This window comes from Pseudoalteromonas qingdaonensis (assembly GCF_038739665.1).
GTDB lineage: Bacteria > Pseudomonadota > Gammaproteobacteria > Enterobacterales > Alteromonadaceae > Pseudoalteromonas > Pseudoalteromonas qingdaonensis.
Genome location: NZ_JBCGCU010000002.1, coordinates 169,682 through 185,774 on the forward strand (window position 1 = coordinate 169,682; position 16,093 = coordinate 185,774).

Sequence of the window (16,093 nt, forward strand, 5' to 3'; positions counted from 1 at the left end):
GCGGCATTATCAAGACCGTAAGCTGGAATTACCTCTCGTATTGGTTAAAACCAAGCCAACAAACGGTTAAAAAATCACTGATTGAATAAAAGTTTAGTGTTAAAGCTTGTAACAATGGGTGATAGTAGATATACCTATATTTATTCGTGCCCAGGAAAAGGGCAGTCATTATATATAAGAGATGGGTCAACTTAGACTATTATGGGCAAATCGCTAGTCATTGTAGAGTCTCCTGCAAAAGCAAAAACAATCAATAAATACCTGGGTAAGGACTTCATCGTTAAGTCCAGCGTTGGTCATGTCCGCGACTTACCTACGTCTGGCTCGGGGAAAGCCAAAGCACCTGCAGGCAAGACTCCGGCAGAAGTTCGCAAAATGGCGCCACAGGAAAAGGCGGCCTATAAAAAGACACGTGACTACCAAAACCTGGTTGCGCGTATGGGCATAGACCCGGAAAAAGGCTGGCAGCCCCATTATGAAATCCTTCCCGGTAAAGAGAAGGTGGTTCAGGAGCTGAAAAAGCTAGCCCAAGATGCCGATGAAATCTATCTCGCAACCGATTTGGATAGAGAAGGGGAAGCCATTGCTTGGCACCTCGAAGAGATTATCGGTGGCGATAAAGACAAGTATAAGCGTGTGGTGTTTAACGAAATCACCAAAAATGCCATTCAACAAGCCTTCTCAGCCCCTGGCGAGCTCAACACGGATATGGTGCAGGCGCAGCAAGCCCGTCGCTTTCTCGACCGTGTAGTGGGTTTTATGGTGTCGCCGCTGCTGTGGCAAAAGGTCGCCCGTGGCTTGTCTGCCGGTCGTGTGCAGTCAGTTGCCGTGCGATTGCTGGTTGAACGCGAGCGCGAGATCAAAGCCTTTATCCCTCAGGAATTCTGGGATATTCACGCCGATGTTAGCGCGAAAGAAGAAGCCCTGCGCCTGTTGGTGAGTAAACAACAAGGTCAGGCATTCAAACCCGTTAATAAAGAGCAGGCCGATGCGGCGACGGCACAGTTAAAAGACGCCCGTTATGTGGTCAGCGAAGTCGAAGAAAAGCCAAGTAAAAGCCGCCCAAGTGCGCCCTTTATTACCTCGACCATGCAACAGGCCGCCAGTACGCGCCTAGGCTATGGCGTAAAGAAAACCATGATGTTGGCGCAGCGTTTGTACGAAGCCGGTTATATCACCTATATGCGTACCGACTCGACCAATTTGTCGCAAGACGCCATCAACATGTGTCGCGACTATGTTAACGATAACTTCGGTGCCAATTACCTACCGGAAAAAGCGAATATCTACAGCGCCAAGGGCAATGCGCAGGAAGCGCACGAAGCCATTCGTCCTTCCGATGTCAATATACTTTCAGGACACGTTGAAGGCGTCGATGCCGATGCTAAGAAGCTGTATGAGCTGATCTGGCGCCAGTTTGTGGCCTGCCAGATGGTGCCGGCGCAATACGACTTAACCACCATTCGCGTTGAGGCCGGTGACTTTGAGCTCAAAGCCAAGGGTCGCGTAATGCGTTTTGATGGTTGGACTCGGGTGCAACCAGCGGTGCGTAAGAAGAATGAAGAAGAGCAGGCGCTGCCGGCATTGGCTGTGGGTGACGAGCTGTCCTTGGTCGAACTTGATCCGCAGCAGCACTTTACCAAGCCGCCGGCGCGTTACAGCGAAGCCAGCCTGGTTAAAGAACTTGAAAAGCGTGGTATTGGTCGTCCTTCTACTTATGCGTCTATTATCAGTACCATTCAGGATCGCGGCTATGTGCGTGTTGAAAACCGTCGCTTCTTTGCCGAGAAAATGGGTGAAATCGTTACCGATCGTCTGCTTGAGAACTTTACCGAGCTGATGAACTATGACTTTACCGCCAAGATGGAAGAGCGTCTGGATGATATCGCCGAGGGCAAGCGTCAGTGGACTCAAGTACTGGATAACTTCTATGCCGACTTTAGCAGCCAGCTAAGCATTGCCGCTGGTGATGAAGCCGAAGGCGGCATGCGACAAAATCAGATGGTGGAGACCGATATCGATTGCCCGACCTGTGGTCGTAAAATGGGTATTCGTACCGCTTCGACCGGCGTGTTCTTAGGCTGTACCGGTTACAACCTACCGCCGAAAGAGCGCTGTACTACCACTATGAATCTTACCCCAGGTGAGGAAGCGGTGAACGCCGACGAGGTGGAAGACGTAGAAACCTCCACCCTGATGCAGATGAAGCGTTGTCCTAAGTGTGAAACCGCCATGGACTCCTACCTTATCGATGAAAGCCGTAAACTCCATGTCTGTGGTAATAACCCGGGCTGTAGCGGTTATATCATCGAGCAGGGGCAGTTTAAGCTCAAGGGCTATGATGGCCCCATTATCGAGTGCGATAAATGTGGCAACGATATGGAGCTTAAAAACGGTCGCTTTGGTAAGTATTTTGGTTGTACCAATGAAGAGTGTAAAAACACCCGTAAGCTGTTAAAAAACGGCGAGCCGGCGCCGCCGAAAGAAGATCCTGTGCACCTGCCGGAGTTAGTGTGTGAGAAGTCGGACGCCTACTTTGTGTTACGCGACGGCGCCGCTGGCATCTTCCTTGCCGCTTCGACCTTCCCGAAATCAAGGGAAACACGAGCGCCCAAAGTGGAAGAGCTGAAACGCTTCCGTGACCGAATTTCACCGAAATTCTATTACCTTGCCGACGCGCCTAGTGAGGACTCGGATGGTAACCCGGCGATTGTCCGCTTTAGCCGCAAAACCAAGTCTCAGTATGTGATGACAGAGGTAGATGGTAAGGCCACGGGCTGGAAGGCAACCTTTGAACATGGCAAATGGGTTATTGAAGAAAAGAAAAAAGCCGCTGCTAAAAAGGCTAAATAGGGCTGCAGTAAGCTCATCTAACTCCTTATAAAAAAAGCCGCTCTGGGATCCCCGAGCGGCTTTAATTTTCCCCTAGGCTTATAGCAAGCGCTTGAACACGCTTGCCATGAATAGGCTAAGTGGTTATTTGATATCTACTTTTTCTACTGTTTGATAGCCCGCAGAGGTCAACTCATCGTTGACGCAGTCCAACACGTACTTGTACAAGCTTTGCTCGTCGATGTCATCTTCCCTGGCCCAGTCTAAGCACATCTGCGTGTACTCCTTGAGCGTCTCCTCGGGGGCGACTGGTAAATCATCACTGGCGTAAGCATTGCTTAAGCTAATAGCAAATAACACACTTAAAACTTGGCATTTCATATTCTTATCCTCTAGGGTCTGTTTATCTTTGCCATGGCTGTGCAGAGCAAAACCATTCAACCTGGCTGTATTTTTAGCTCAGTGTCGGTACTTAGAAAAGTGAGTTATTTTTATCGTTAGGATAAAGAAAATCGCCGTTATCCTGGGGAGATTTATCGCAAAAAAAGAGCACCTTAGGGTGCTCTTAGAGATGAACGCTTGTAACTGTGAAAATAGTAACCGTTTTAAAGCTCAGTTAAAGTGCGGCGAACCAGCAACCAAAGCCAGGCAGAGTCAAGGTATTACCCTCAAGCGTACCTGTGTGATGGCTAAGCGCGTTAAACTGCTGCACAGGCTGTGCCTCTAGCTCTATCTGTGCGCTCTGTGCTGCCAGGTTGAAGTAACACAGCAGGGTTTCGCCCAGATGCTCGCGACGAAACGCTAAAATTGGCTCCTCGCTGTCAATAAAGGCGATATCACCTTCAAGCAATACGCTTTGGGTGCGACGCCAGTGCATAAACTCTTGATAGGCCTTAAGAATAGAGTCCTGCTCTTGCTGTTGCGTGGCCACATTGCTTGCCAAGTGAGCTGGGCTCAGTGGCAACCAAGGCTTGGCGCTGCTAAAGCCGCCTTGTTCAGTGTCTTGCCAAGGCATAGGCGTACGACAACCATCACGGCCTTTAAAGTTTGGCCAGAAGGTGATGCCATAGGGGTCTTGGAGGTCTTCAAACGCCACGCTGGCTTCGCCTAGACCCAGTTCTTCACCTTGATACATGCACACACTGCCGCGCAGTGACGCCAGTAGTGCGGTGAGCATTTTCACCTGCTGTGGCTGTACTTCACCATTTGCTGACCAGCGGCTGGCAACGCGCTCCACATCATGGTTGCTAAATGCCCAACAGGGCCAGCCTTCAAGCATGCGTGCTTCTAAGGTTTCCACCGTAGTGCGAATATATTCGCTGCTGTAGTCGTTGGTCAGTAACTCAAAGCTGTAGCCCATGTGCAGTTTGTCGCCACCTGAGGTGTACTCGGCCATGGTAGCTAGGGAGTCTTCCGAAGAGATCTCACCCAGCGCTACTGTGCCTGGGTACTTGTCGAGCAGGGCACGGATATCGCGCATAAACTCAAGGTTTTCCGGCTGCGTATTATTGTAATAGTGGTACTGGAAGGCGTACGGGTTATCTTCGCTAAAGCCGCGACCCTGACGCTTTTCTTTCGGCTTGGCCGGATTATCACGGAGCTGGGCATCGTGATAGCAGAAATTAATGGCATCCAAACGGAAACCATCAACGCCTTTTTTCAGCCAGAACTCAACATTATCGAGCACCGCTTTACGCACGTCCGGATTATGGAAGTTAAGATCCGGTTGCTCGGTTAAGAAGTTATGCAAATAGTACTGACCGCGACGAGGTTCCCATTGCCATGCCGGGCCGCCGAAAATAGACAACCAGTTGTTCGGCTGAGTGCCGTCTTCATTGGCATCGGCCCACACATACCAGTCAGATAAGTCATTGTCTTTATTTTCACGACTGGCCTGGAACCAAGGGTGCTGATCTGAGGTATGGCTTAATACCTGATCGATAATAATCTTGATGTCACGCTTATGGGCTTCGGCTATCAGCTCATCGAAGTCGGCAAGGTTGCCAAACAGCGGGTCGATATCGCGGTAGTCACTAATATCATAGCCAAAGTCTTTCATCGGAGACTTAAAAAATGGCGAGATCCATACGGCATCCACGCCGAGGTCGTTAATATAGTCTAAGCGGTTGATAATACCGCGAAGATCGCCAATGCCATCGCCATTGGTGTCTTGAAAACTGCGGGGATAAATTTGGTAAATAACCGCACCTTTCCACCATTGTGGGTTTGCCATATCACACTCCAGATGAAAACCTAAGTTAGTTAAACTTAGAAAAGCATACGGCAAGCTACAAAGGCTTGTAAAAGAACTGCATACGTATGCACTGTGGATACGTATGCAAAGAGCCTAGAAGAACCCCCCTATTAGGCTGCGTAAGGGGCAGGAGTCAACCCAAGACAAGGTTTACCAATGGTAAATATCGGATAGTTAGTTGCCATTAGGGTAATAATAATAATGCACAGAATTAGGGCGTTGCGAATGGGTTTCGCACCAGTGTGGGGCTTGTTCAATTTGGTATGACCAATTAACACAGGGTTGAGGTTATAAATAGCCGCTGAAGTAGGGGCAAAACGGTGATAGTAGAGGTCGGACTTTTATTAACATTTACCCTGTGGAAGCGACTGCTTTTTTACCTCCCAAAACTTTTACAAATGCACCCTGGCTGCAGGGTGCGGAAACTGGCGTTATGGCTATAATGATGTAACTATATCTGTAAGTTTAATGTTAACAAAATGCCTGCTTTAAGGGCTGAATACGTATGCATAAATTTGTTATTAATTTAGCACGGGAGTTAGTATTTTTTATGACAACAACTTGAGCCAACTTGGTGCAGCGCTAACTTCCACCTCGTTCGGCCACACATTATGGTTAATTGGGGTAAAACAGTATGTCTATGTTCAAACCAAGTATGCTAACTCTTGCGCTTATTAGCGCCGGGGTTGCCAGTAGCAATGTCGCGTTGGCGCAAGAAAATGATACCGCGAACGCCGAAGAACAACAAAAGGTTGAAGTGATCGAAGTGCGTGGTTTCCGCCGCAGCGTTGCCGAGTCAATCAACACCAAGCGTTTCGCCAATGAAGTGGTAGAGTCTATTTCAGCCGAAGACATTGGTAAGCTACCGGATTCATCTATTGCCGAGTCAATCGCGCGTCTACCGGGTCTAACTGCCCAGCGCTTAGATGGCCGTGCATCACGCGTTAGCGTACGTGGTTTTAGCGAAAATGAAAGCGCCACTACCTTTAATGGTCGTGAGCAGGTTTCAATCAGCGATAACCGTGGTGTTGAGTTTGATCTGTATCCTTCTGAAATCATGAGCGGCGTAACCGTATATAAAACACCGAGCGCCTCGATTGAAGCCGAAGGCATCGCCGGTGTTATCGACATGCAAACCGTACGTCCTTTAAGCAAGGGCGAGCAGGTTATCCAATTCAACGGTCAATTCGAGCAAACCAGCTTTGATAAGCTAAACCCGGACGGCGACGATAAAGGCTTCCGCGGTACCATCTCATATATAGATCAGTTCGCAGACGACACCTTCGGCGTGGCTTTTGCGTACACCTCAATGAGCTCTCCGAATCAGGAAAAGCGTTGGAACTCTTGGGGCTACCCGGATGTTGAAACGCCAGATGGCAACTCTTATTCTATCTTGGGCGGCGCCAAGCCTTTCGTTCGCTCTTCTACCCTAGAGCGCGACTCGGCCATGTTGGTGCTTGAATATGCACCGACCAGCGACCTAAACATGACCTTCGACGCCCTGTACGTTGATTTCTCTGATGAGAAAATCCTCCGTGGTATCGAGGTACCTTTTGGCTGGGGTCAGGGTACGAGAACACCACTGGCCGTTGATGATGAAACTGGATTTGTTACCAGTGCTATCACTGAAGGCCAGCGCGTTGTTGTACGTAACGACTTTGAAGAGCGTAAAGCCGAGCTGACTCAGTTTGGTTTTAATCTTGAGTATCAAGTAAGTGACGAATGGTCGTTTGAATTCGACGCCAGCCGCTCTGAAGTAGACCGTCAGGTATGGAGTATCGAGAGTTATTCGGGTACTGGTCGCGGCGACAACAATGGCGTAGCCGATGATTTGGGCTACACCTTCAACAGTGGCAACACAGGTGCCCAGTTTACTCATGGTCTGGATTACAGTGACTTTAACCTGATCCAACTAGGTAGCCCGCTATCTTGGGGTAACAGCGGTGCATTAAATAATCACTACGGTCTGACTGGCACTAAGTATCAAAATACCGCTCAAGATGGCTTTATTAATGCGCCAGAAGTTGAAGATGAACTGACGACGTTAAAACTAGCGGCCAAAAAGCTGTTGGATAACGAATATATCAATAGCATAAATTTTGGTATCTCTTACCGTGACCGTGAAAAGACCAAGCTGTCTGAAGGTTACTATATGACGCTTGCGGATTTCTCCTTGAGCAACCCAGGCATGCTAGTGGTACCAGAGCAATACCGTCTAGGCACAGCCGATCTTAGCTTTATCGGCATGGGTGAGATGATAGCTTACGACACCCGCGCCCTTGTTGACGATGGTTATTATAGTCTGATGGCTGAGAGTCTGACCGACTCTAAACATTTAACGCGTTCTTGGACGGTGCAAGAAGAAGTGACGGCCGCCTTTGTGCAAGCCAATATCGATGCCGCTTTGGGTGATGTGCCAGTGACAGGTAATGTCGGCCTGCGTTATGTACGCACCGAGCAGTCGTCACAAGGTTATGCCTTTAGCGTTGACGCTGACGGCCTGGTTGTTGCGGAGCCAACCGATATCAGCCATGATTACTCACATTTACTACCTAGCATCAACCTGAACTTCGCGATTACAGAAGATCAAACCGTACGTTTTGGTGCAGCCAAGACTATTTCTCGGGCTCGCCTTGATGAAATGAATGCCTCTATCGATGCTTCATACAATCCGGAACGCCCTGATGAAAATGGTAATTATTGGTCTGTATCTGGTGGTAACCCATCACTGGAGCCAAAAGAAGCAACAGGTTTTGACCTAAGCTATGAAAACTACTTCAGCGCTGAAGGCTACTTCTCTGTTGCCGTATTCTACAAGGATCTGAACGAGTGGATTTTCGATGGTGTTTATGAAGCGGATATGAGCGGCATTGCCGATCCGGCCACAGGTCTAGTGCCAGAGCACAGCACGGCGACCGGCTCGGGTAAAGTCAATGGCGGTGGCGGCGACCTATGGGGTTACGAGTTATCACTTGCACTGCCGTTTAACCTTTTTGCCGATGAGCTTGAAGGCTTTGGTTTACTGGCCAGCCACACAGGCGTAGAGCAGGATGTTGAAGCCCCTAACGGTGATGAATACGAACTGCCGGGTCTGTCTGATAGTATTCAAAGCTTTACCTTGTACTATGAGCGTTATGGTTTCAGCGCCCGTACCAGCATGCGTAAGCGTAGCGACTTTAAAGGCGACATCTACGGCCCTGGTTTCTCAACCGATCAGGTGGCTATCCAAGGCGAGACCATTTGGGATGCGCAAATCGGTTATGACTTCGGCGAGTCGGGTATTGCCGGCTTAGAAGGTTTGGAAATGACCTTCCAGGTGCAAAACATCACTGAAGAGCCGTTTGTATCACTGCAAGGTGATAACTCGCTGCAAGTACGTGACTACCAGGATTATGGTCGTACTTATTTGCTGGGCTTCAAGTATGAGCTATAACTCTTAACTGAAGTTAAAAAAAGCCCTTGAATTTTCAAGGGCTTTTTCACAGGAGCAGGATAATGGCGGAAGTGAAAAAGGTATTGATCCTCGGTGGTGGTACCGCTGGTTGGCTTAGTGCGGCCTTATTGGCAAAACTGATGGGCGCGCGTCTGGATATTACCCTTGTGGAGTCGACGCAAATTGGCACAGTAGGGGTAGGCGAAGCCACCATTCCCCCTATAGTCGCTTTTAATCAGGCCCTGGACATAGACGAGCAAACCCTGGTAGAGCGCACCAGCGCCACCATTAAACTGGGTATTGAGTTCGAAAACTGGGGGCAGGTGGGCGAGCGCTATATGCATGCCTTTGGCTCACTCGGTAAGGCGTTTGCCTTTTGTGACTTCCACCATATTTTTCATGCCGCAAAAGAGCAGGGTTACAGCGGCTCGCTGTGGGATTACTCATTAAATTATCAAGCTGCCAAAGCCGAGCGTTTTACACCCTTGACACAGATACCCGGTACACAATTGCCCGGCACCCAACATGCCTATCATTTCGATGCTTCACTTTATGCCCAATTGTTACGCGAGCGTGCCGAGGCCATGGGGGTGACGCGCATAGATGCCAAGGTGATGCAGGTGAGTCAGAATAACAAAGGCGATATTCGCGCCCTGACGCTCGACAACGGCAGCGAGATTGAAGCAGACTTGTTTATCGATTGCAGCGGCCTGCGTGCTTTGCTTATCGAGCAAACCCTGGGAGTGGGCTTTGAAGACTGGGGCCACTGGTTGCCGTGCGACCGTGCCATTGCCGTGCAATGCGAATTGCCCGAAGGGCACAGCCCTAAACCTTATACCCGGGCCATCGCCCGCGAGTGTGGCTGGCAGTGGCAAATCCCGCTACAACATCGCATGGGTAACGGTTTGGTGTATTGCTCCCGGTATATGGACGAGCAGCAGGCAATGACCCAGTTGCTTGAAAACCTGCCGGGTAAGCCCATTACCGAGCCCAGGGTTATTAAATTTCGCACCGGGCAGCGACGCAAACAGTGGCAAAACAATGTGGTGGCCATTGGCCTCAGCAGTGGCTTCTTGGAGCCCTTGGAGTCCACCAGTATTCACCTTATTCAAACGGCGATAATTCGTCTGGTTAAACATTTCCCCCACAGGGAAATTAGCGCTGAGGCGCGGGATTCCTATAATCGGCAATTTAGTACGGAAATGGCGCAAATTCGCGATTTTATCATTCTCCACTATGCCTTGAATCAACGCCAAGATAGCGCCTTTTGGCGCCACTGCCAAAGCATGGAATTGCCGGAGTCGTTAACGCAAAAACTGGAACTGTTTGCAAAAACGGGTACGGTATTTCGCTATCAGGATGAGCTGTTCGCCGAGGTTGCCTGGCAGCAGGTGCTGCTTGGGCAAAATTGCTGGCCGCAGCAACATCATCCCTTGGCAGAGCAATTTAGCGCCGATCAGCGCAGCGAGTTGTTGGCCAGTTTGCGCACCTTAATTGAGCGCACAGTGGCACAAATGCCGAGCCACCAAGATTATCTCGGTTCCTTAGTGAAAAGCGCCAAACAAGGCAGCTGATCCGCACCTGAATCAGCGGATAATATGGCACCGGACTGGTTTGAATACGTATGCACGCCATACCCAAGTTGGTGCAGAGCACGTAATATTTTTGTCATAACAAAAGATAAATAAAGTAAGCGAATGATAAATAGCAAGTTGAAAACGCCGTTATTGGCACTGTCGCTCAGCGCCGCGCTTGTCGCTTGTGGCCAGGGGCCACAACAACAAGACGCTAGCACTGAGAGCACCAAAGAGAAGGGCATGCAGCAGATGCAAAAGCCTGTGGTCTATCAGGTCTTTACCCGCCTATTTGGCAACACCAACACCACCAATGAACCCTGGGGCACCTTGGAGCAAAACGGCGTCGGTAAATTTGCAGATTTCAGTGACGCGGCCCTTGAAGGCATTAAAGAGTTGGGTGTGACTCATATTTGGTATACCGGTGTTTTGCACCATGCCATGGTGACCGACTACAGCGATTTTGGCCTGCCAAGCGATGATCCAGACGTGGTTAAAGGCCGCGCTGGCTCGCCCTATGCCATTAAGGATTACTACAATGTGAATCCGGACTTGGCCTCTAAACCCGCCGACCGCCTGCGTGAATTTGAAGAACTGATCGAACGCACCCATAAACATGGGATGAAGGTGATCATTGATATAGTACCCAATCATGTGGCTCGTGATTACCACTCCATCAGCAAGCCTCAGGGCATTACAGATTTCGGTGCCAATGACGATACCAGTGTCGCCTATAAGCGTGACAACAACTTCTATTATGTGGCCGGTGAAGACTTTATTGTTCCCCAGGATGCCAATTACCAGGTGCTGGGCGGCCAAAGCCACCCGCTTGCGGACGGTAAATTTGCCGAAAGCCCGGCGAAATGGACCGGCAATGGCGCTCGCAAGGCTCAGCCGGATATTAACGACTGGTATGAAACGGTAAAGATCAACTATGGCGTCAAGCCGGACGGCAGCTATGACTTCCCCCGTTTGCCGGATAACTACGCTGAGTTGGACTATCGTGCCCATTATGCTTTTTGGCAGGAGCAGGAGCTGCCCGATAGCTGGTATAAGTTCCGCGATATCACCCAATACTGGCTCGAAAAGGGCGTAGACGGCTTCCGTTACGATATGGCGGAAATGGTGCCGGTGGAATTTTGGAGTTTTTTAAATTCTTCTATCAAGATGAGCAACCCAGATGCCTTCTTGCTGGCCGAGGTTTATAACCCCGAGCTGTACCGCCCTTATATTCATTTAGGCAAGATGGATTATCTGTACGACAAGGTCGGTTTCTACGACAGCCTTAAAGCCATTATCCAAGGTAAAGCAGAGGCCAGCGAGCTGCTGGCGACGCACCAAGAAGTGGTAGATATTGAACAGCATATGCTGCACTTTTTGGAAAACCATGATGAGCAGCGCTTGGCGAGCCCGGATTTTGCCGGCGATATGCGCTGGGGTAAACCGGCGATGACGGTCTCAACCCTGATTGGGCGCTCACCTAGCATGTTGTACTTCGGCCAAACCGTGGGCGAAGACGGCTCTGAAGAGCCGGGATTCGGCGACCCAACGCGCACCAGTATTTTCGATTATATCGGCGTGCCCGCGCATCAGCAGTGGATGAATGGCGGCAAGTTCGACGGCGGCGCGCTTAACGATGAGCAGCGTGCGCTGCGCCAGTTTTATATTGATTTGATGGCGCTTAATTCTCTTCCTGCGATTGTCGCCGGTGAGCTGATCCCAGTGCCAAACTCGGCGCCCCATGCAGTGATCAGTTTTGAGCGCAGGCTAGGCGAGCAGCGTATTGTCGTGGTTGCTAACTTTGGCAAGCATCCGGTGTTTGTGGATATTGAGCCAGAGGAAGCCATGGTCGGGAAAACCCTCCTGGGTACGGATCCTCTGTATTTAGAAAAGAAAATTCCAATCAAGTTGCCATATCAGGGCGTTTCCGTGTTTCAGATGGGAGTCCAAGTAGATGAATATTGAAAGACCTAGCCTGAGCTTTTGGCAAATTTGGAACATGTGTTTGGGCTTTATGGGCATACAATTCGGCTTTGCCCTGCAAAATGCCAATGTCAGTCGTATTTTCCAGACCCTGGGTGCCGATATCGATGATATTCCTATTCTTTGGGTCGCAGCGCCTTTAACAGGTTTAATTGTGCAGCCGATTATCGGCTATATGAGCGATAAAACCTGGGGTCGCTTAGGCCGTCGTCGTCCTTACTTTTTCTATGGTGCCATAGTGACTACGGCAGCCTTGTTGGTAATGCCGAACTCGCCAACTCTGTGGGTTGCCGCCGGTATGCTGTGGATTATGGATGCCTCCATTAACGTTACCATGGAGCCGTTTCGTGCGTTAGTGGGCGATAACCTGCCCAATAAACAGCGCGCCCTGGGTTATTCGCTGCAAAGTTTCTTTATCGGCATAGGCGCCGTGGTGGCTTCAAGTTTGCCTTGGATCCTAAGCAACTGGTTTGATGTCAGCAATACCGCCGCTGCCGGGGTGATCCCTGAGTCGGTGCAATACGCCTTCTATATTGGCGGTGCCTTCTTATTGGTGAGCGTGATGTGGACCGTGTTTACCACCAAGGAATACTCTCCAGAGCAGTTAGCGGCGTTTGAAAAGAGCGAAGCGCATCTTGAGAGCCACACGCAAAAGCAAGAGATTAATTTTGGTCGCACCATGAGCGTCAGCGGTGTGATAGGCGCCGCTATTATCGCCTTGGTGACGGCCTTAGATCTGGAAAAAGAGCTGTATCTGCTGGGCGCAGGACTTGTGGCCTTTGCCTTGTTGCAAGGCATTGCCCTGTGGCAACAAGCGAAGCAATACACGCAAAACGGCTTTTTCGCCGTGGTTTATGATGTTTTCACCATGCCTACGGCCATGCGCCAGCTGGCCTGGGTGCAGTTTTTTAGCTGGTTTTCGCTCTTTGCCATGTGGATTTACACCACGGCGGCGGTGACCAGTTACCACTATGCTACTGAAGATGTGACCTCCAAGGCTTATAACGACGGTGCCGACTGGGTGGGTGTACTCTTTGCCGCCTACAATGGTTTTGCCGCTTTGGCTGCGCTTATTATTCCCATCATGGTTAAGCGAGTGGGCATACGTTTGACCCATGCGCTGAATCTTATCTTAGGCGCGGTGGCGCTAATCAGCTTTATGTTTATTGAAGACCCAAGCTGGCTGATGTTGCCCATGGTAGGCATAGGTTTTGCGTGGGCGTCAATTTTATCCTTACCTTATGCCATGCTATCGACCACCTTGCCGAGCGCAAAAATGGGGGTCTATATGGGTATTTTTAACTTCTTTATCGTTATTCCACAGCTGCTCGCGGCCAGCATCCTGGGCCTTATTCTCAAGCATGGGTTCGCCAATCAGCCTATTTATGCCTTAGTGATTGGCGGCATTTCCTTTGTCCTAGGTGCCATCGCGGTTAGTCGAGTCAAATTAGTAAAATAATAAGGGGAAACTCAGTGAAAGTTTTAAATTCAATTATGGCGGCCATGCTGGTCGCAGGGCTGACGGGCTGTAACAGCGCCGAGCAGCAAACAACTACACAAGCTCAAGCGGCATCATCAGTCGCACCGGGTGCTCCGGGTGACACCCCTTATTGGGCCTATTCGGGTAAAACCGGCATAGGAACCTCGTTTGAGGCCTATAAAAATGGTCAATACAGCGACCAAGCCAGTACAGGCGCCGTCTCTAAGGTGTGGTTTTCTCTTGCCAAGGGCATGATCACCGAAACCATGTTTGGCCTTATCCATCAGGCGCAAATTCGCGATATGCAGTTTATCGTCACCGGCGATGACTTTGTGGTTAGCGAGCAAGATGGCTTAAAAAACACGGTTGAATACCTAAATACCGACGAGCAAGGCCGTCCGCTTTCTTTGGCCTATCGGGTCACCAGCGAAGATGAGCAGGGACGTTTTCGTATTATCAAGGATATCTTTACCGACCCAGATGCTCAGTCGCTGATGGTGCGCGTACGCTTTGAAGCCAACCAGCCCGGTCTAAGCGCTCATGTGCAGGTTAATCCCTATGTGAATAATGATGGCTTAAATGACAGCGCCAAGGTGGCCGGCGATGCCTTACTTGCCTACAGCCAAGGCGAACATTTCTTAAGCCTGCAAAGTAAACAAGGTTTCAAAGACGCTTCGGTAGGCTTTTTTGGCCAAAGTGACCGTTTAACTCAGCTCAATAAAGACAAGCGCTTTACTGGCTACACCAGCACCGGCGAGCAAACCGGTAACGTTACCATGAGTGCGACCTTAGGCGAGATTAAAGAAGCTGCAGAATTTGACCTGGTGCTGAGCTATGGCAGCACGGAGCAAAGCGCGTTGGCCGAGGGGCAAAAAACCCTAAGCCGAGGTTATGACACTGTCTTAGCCCATTACAATGGCGAAGGCGACTTTATTGGCTGGCAAGACTATTTGCAAAGCCTGTCTGTAGCTGACTTATATGCTGCAACCAAAGACGGTGGCAAGCTGCTTAACACCAGTGCTCTGGTGCTTAAAGCTCAGGAAGATAAAACTCATGCCGGCGCGCTTATTGCGTCCTTGTCGAACCCTTGGGGTGATACGGTCAAAGCCGAGCAGGGTCATACCGGCTATAAGGCGGTGTGGGTACGTGATTTTTATCAGGTGGCCATGGCATTTTTGGCCATGGGTGACAGTGACACCGCCAAGGCTGCATTTAACTACCTGCCTAAGGTGCAGGTGCGTGCGAACACCCCGGGCAATCAGGGTGACAGCGGTTGGTTCTTGCAAAAGACTCATGTTGACGGCGAGTTGGAATGGGTGGGTGTCCAGCTAGACCAAACCGCTATGCCTATTATGTTGGCGTGGAAACTCTATCAGGGTGAGGTACTTACCAAGGAAGAGCTGAGCAACTGGTATGCAGATATGCTTAAACCTGCCGCCGATTTTCTTGTTGACGGCGGTCTGGCGAAAATTCTTTGGAATGATGTGCAGATCACTCCGCCGTTAACCCAGCAAGAGCGCTGGGAAGAGCAGGCCGGTTACTCGCCATCGACCACGGCAGCGATAATTGCCGGCCTTATTAGCGCCGCAGAAATCGCCAAACTGAGCGGCGATGATAAAAATGCCGTCCGTTACCTGGCAACGGCCAAACAATACAATCAGGACGTTGAGACCCTGATGTTTACCACAAAGGGTACGCTTAAAGGCGAGCATGTTGATGGCCGTTATTTTGTACGTATCGCCCAGAGCTTAGATACAAACGCAAATACCAAACTGGCCGCTAACAATGGCCGTCAGGGCATGGATAAAAAGCTGATCCTTGATGGCGGTTTCCTAGAGCTGGTGCGTTATGGTGTACGTGCTGCCGACAGCGCTTCTGTGCTGGCATCATTACCTGAGTACGATGACCAAACCCTGGCGGAAAACCTGCGCGTTAAATACACATTCACCGATGCCCAGGGCGAATCCTTCCCAGGTTGGCGCCGTTACGGTAACGATGGCTATGGTGAAGATGAAAAACGCGGTACCAACTACGCCGAGGGTGGAGTGAATACCGACGGTCAACGCGGTCGTGTATGGCCCTTCTTTACCGGTGAGCGCGGTCACTATGAAATTGCCGTGGCGCAATCGCTAAGCGGTGAAGCGGCAGAGCAGAAGTATGCGGATATCCAGCACACCTATGTACGCGGTATGGAAGGCTTTGCTAATAATGGCATGATGCTACCCGAGCAGGTATGGGATGGCGTGGGCGTTAACCCCTTCGGTTATGACATGGGGCAGGGCACTAACTCGGCCACACCTCTGGCCTGGACTCACGCCGAATACGTGAAGCTGCTACGCTCGCTAAGTAATAAAGCGGTATGGGATCACTATCCTGTTGTTGAGCAAGCACTAGCAAAATAAACCCTGTTGGTCGGGGTTCACCCCGACAAAGATGCACCATGTGTTGATATGTCGTTGTAGGTCAGACTTAAGTCTGACAATTGGCCTTTGCAAGGCTAAAGCCTCGACCACAACACCGACCTTATATCTCTCAGT

The 16,093-nt window shown here is 50.2% G+C and carries 8 protein-coding genes; 6 read left to right on the forward strand and 2 right to left on the reverse strand.

From position 1 onward, the window contains the following. Positions 1–201 precede the first annotated feature (201 nt). A complete protein-coding gene (gene topA, locus WCN91_RS02880) occupies positions 202–2,853 on the forward strand; it encodes a type I DNA topoisomerase (protein WP_342676101.1) in 2,652 nt (883 codons plus the stop codon). Between the two features lie 123 nt (positions 2,854–2,976). On the opposite strand, the gene WCN91_RS02885 is transcribed toward topA, so the two are convergent. Then, positions 2,977–3,105: a hypothetical protein gene (locus WCN91_RS02885; protein WP_342676103.1), complete on the reverse strand. Its 129-nt coding sequence runs from the start codon at positions 3,103–3,105 to the stop codon at positions 2,977–2,979. Between the two features lie 343 nt (positions 3,106–3,448). Continuing rightward, positions 3,449–5,065 (reverse strand): alpha-glucosidase family protein, encoded by a 1,617-nt coding sequence (locus WCN91_RS02890; protein ID WP_342676105.1) that lies wholly within the window; start codon positions 5,063–5,065, stop codon positions 3,449–3,451. Between the two features lie 655 nt (positions 5,066–5,720). On the opposite strand from WCN91_RS02890, the gene WCN91_RS02895 reads away from it, so the two are divergent. From WCN91_RS02895 to WCN91_RS02915, 5 genes are all read left to right on the forward strand, one after another. Next, positions 5,721–8,519, forward strand: a complete 2,799-nt coding sequence (locus WCN91_RS02895; RefSeq protein ID WP_342676107.1) for a TonB-dependent receptor — start codon at positions 5,721–5,723, stop codon at positions 8,517–8,519. A 62-nt stretch (positions 8,520–8,581) separates the two neighbouring features. Beyond that, entirely contained in the window at positions 8,582–10,093 is a 1,512-nt protein-coding gene (locus tag WCN91_RS02900; protein ID WP_342676109.1) for a tryptophan halogenase family protein, read from the forward strand. A gap of 123 nt (positions 10,094–10,216) precedes the next feature. Continuing rightward, positions 10,217–12,058 carry an alpha-amylase family glycosyl hydrolase gene (locus WCN91_RS02905; protein ID WP_342676111.1) on the forward strand — a complete coding sequence of 614 codons (1,842 nt, stop codon included), beginning with the start codon at positions 10,217–10,219 and terminating at the stop codon, positions 12,056–12,058. Then, complete coding sequence (locus tag WCN91_RS02910) at positions 12,048–13,535, forward strand: MFS transporter (protein ID WP_342676113.1); 1,488 nt, start codon at positions 12,048–12,050, stop codon at positions 13,533–13,535. The genes WCN91_RS02905 and WCN91_RS02910 overlap by 11 nt, the downstream gene beginning before the upstream one ends. Before the next feature lie 14 nt (positions 13,536–13,549). Then, a complete protein-coding gene (locus tag WCN91_RS02915; protein ID WP_342676115.1) occupies positions 13,550–15,958 on the forward strand; it encodes a glucan 1,4-alpha-glucosidase in 2,409 nt (802 codons plus the stop codon). Positions 15,959–16,093: the final 135 nt, after the last annotated feature.

Coding starts and splice junctions, on each gene's coding strand:
- topA (WP_342676101.1), top strand. CDS start 202: ATGGGCAAATCGCTAGTCATTGTAGAGTCTCCTGCAAAAGCAAAAACA.
- WCN91_RS02885 (WP_342676103.1), bottom strand. CDS start 3,105: ATGTGCTTAGACTGGGCCAGGGAAGATGACATCGACGAGCAAAGCTTG.
- WCN91_RS02890 (WP_342676105.1), bottom strand. CDS start 5,065: ATGGCAAACCCACAATGGTGGAAAGGTGCGGTTATTTACCAAATTTAT.
- WCN91_RS02895 (WP_342676107.1), top strand. CDS start 5,721: ATGTCTATGTTCAAACCAAGTATGCTAACTCTTGCGCTTATTAGCGCC.
- WCN91_RS02900 (WP_342676109.1), top strand. CDS start 8,582: ATGGCGGAAGTGAAAAAGGTATTGATCCTCGGTGGTGGTACCGCTGGT.
- WCN91_RS02905 (WP_342676111.1), top strand. CDS start 10,217: ATGATAAATAGCAAGTTGAAAACGCCGTTATTGGCACTGTCGCTCAGC.
- WCN91_RS02910 (WP_342676113.1), top strand. CDS start 12,048: ATGAATATTGAAAGACCTAGCCTGAGCTTTTGGCAAATTTGGAACATG.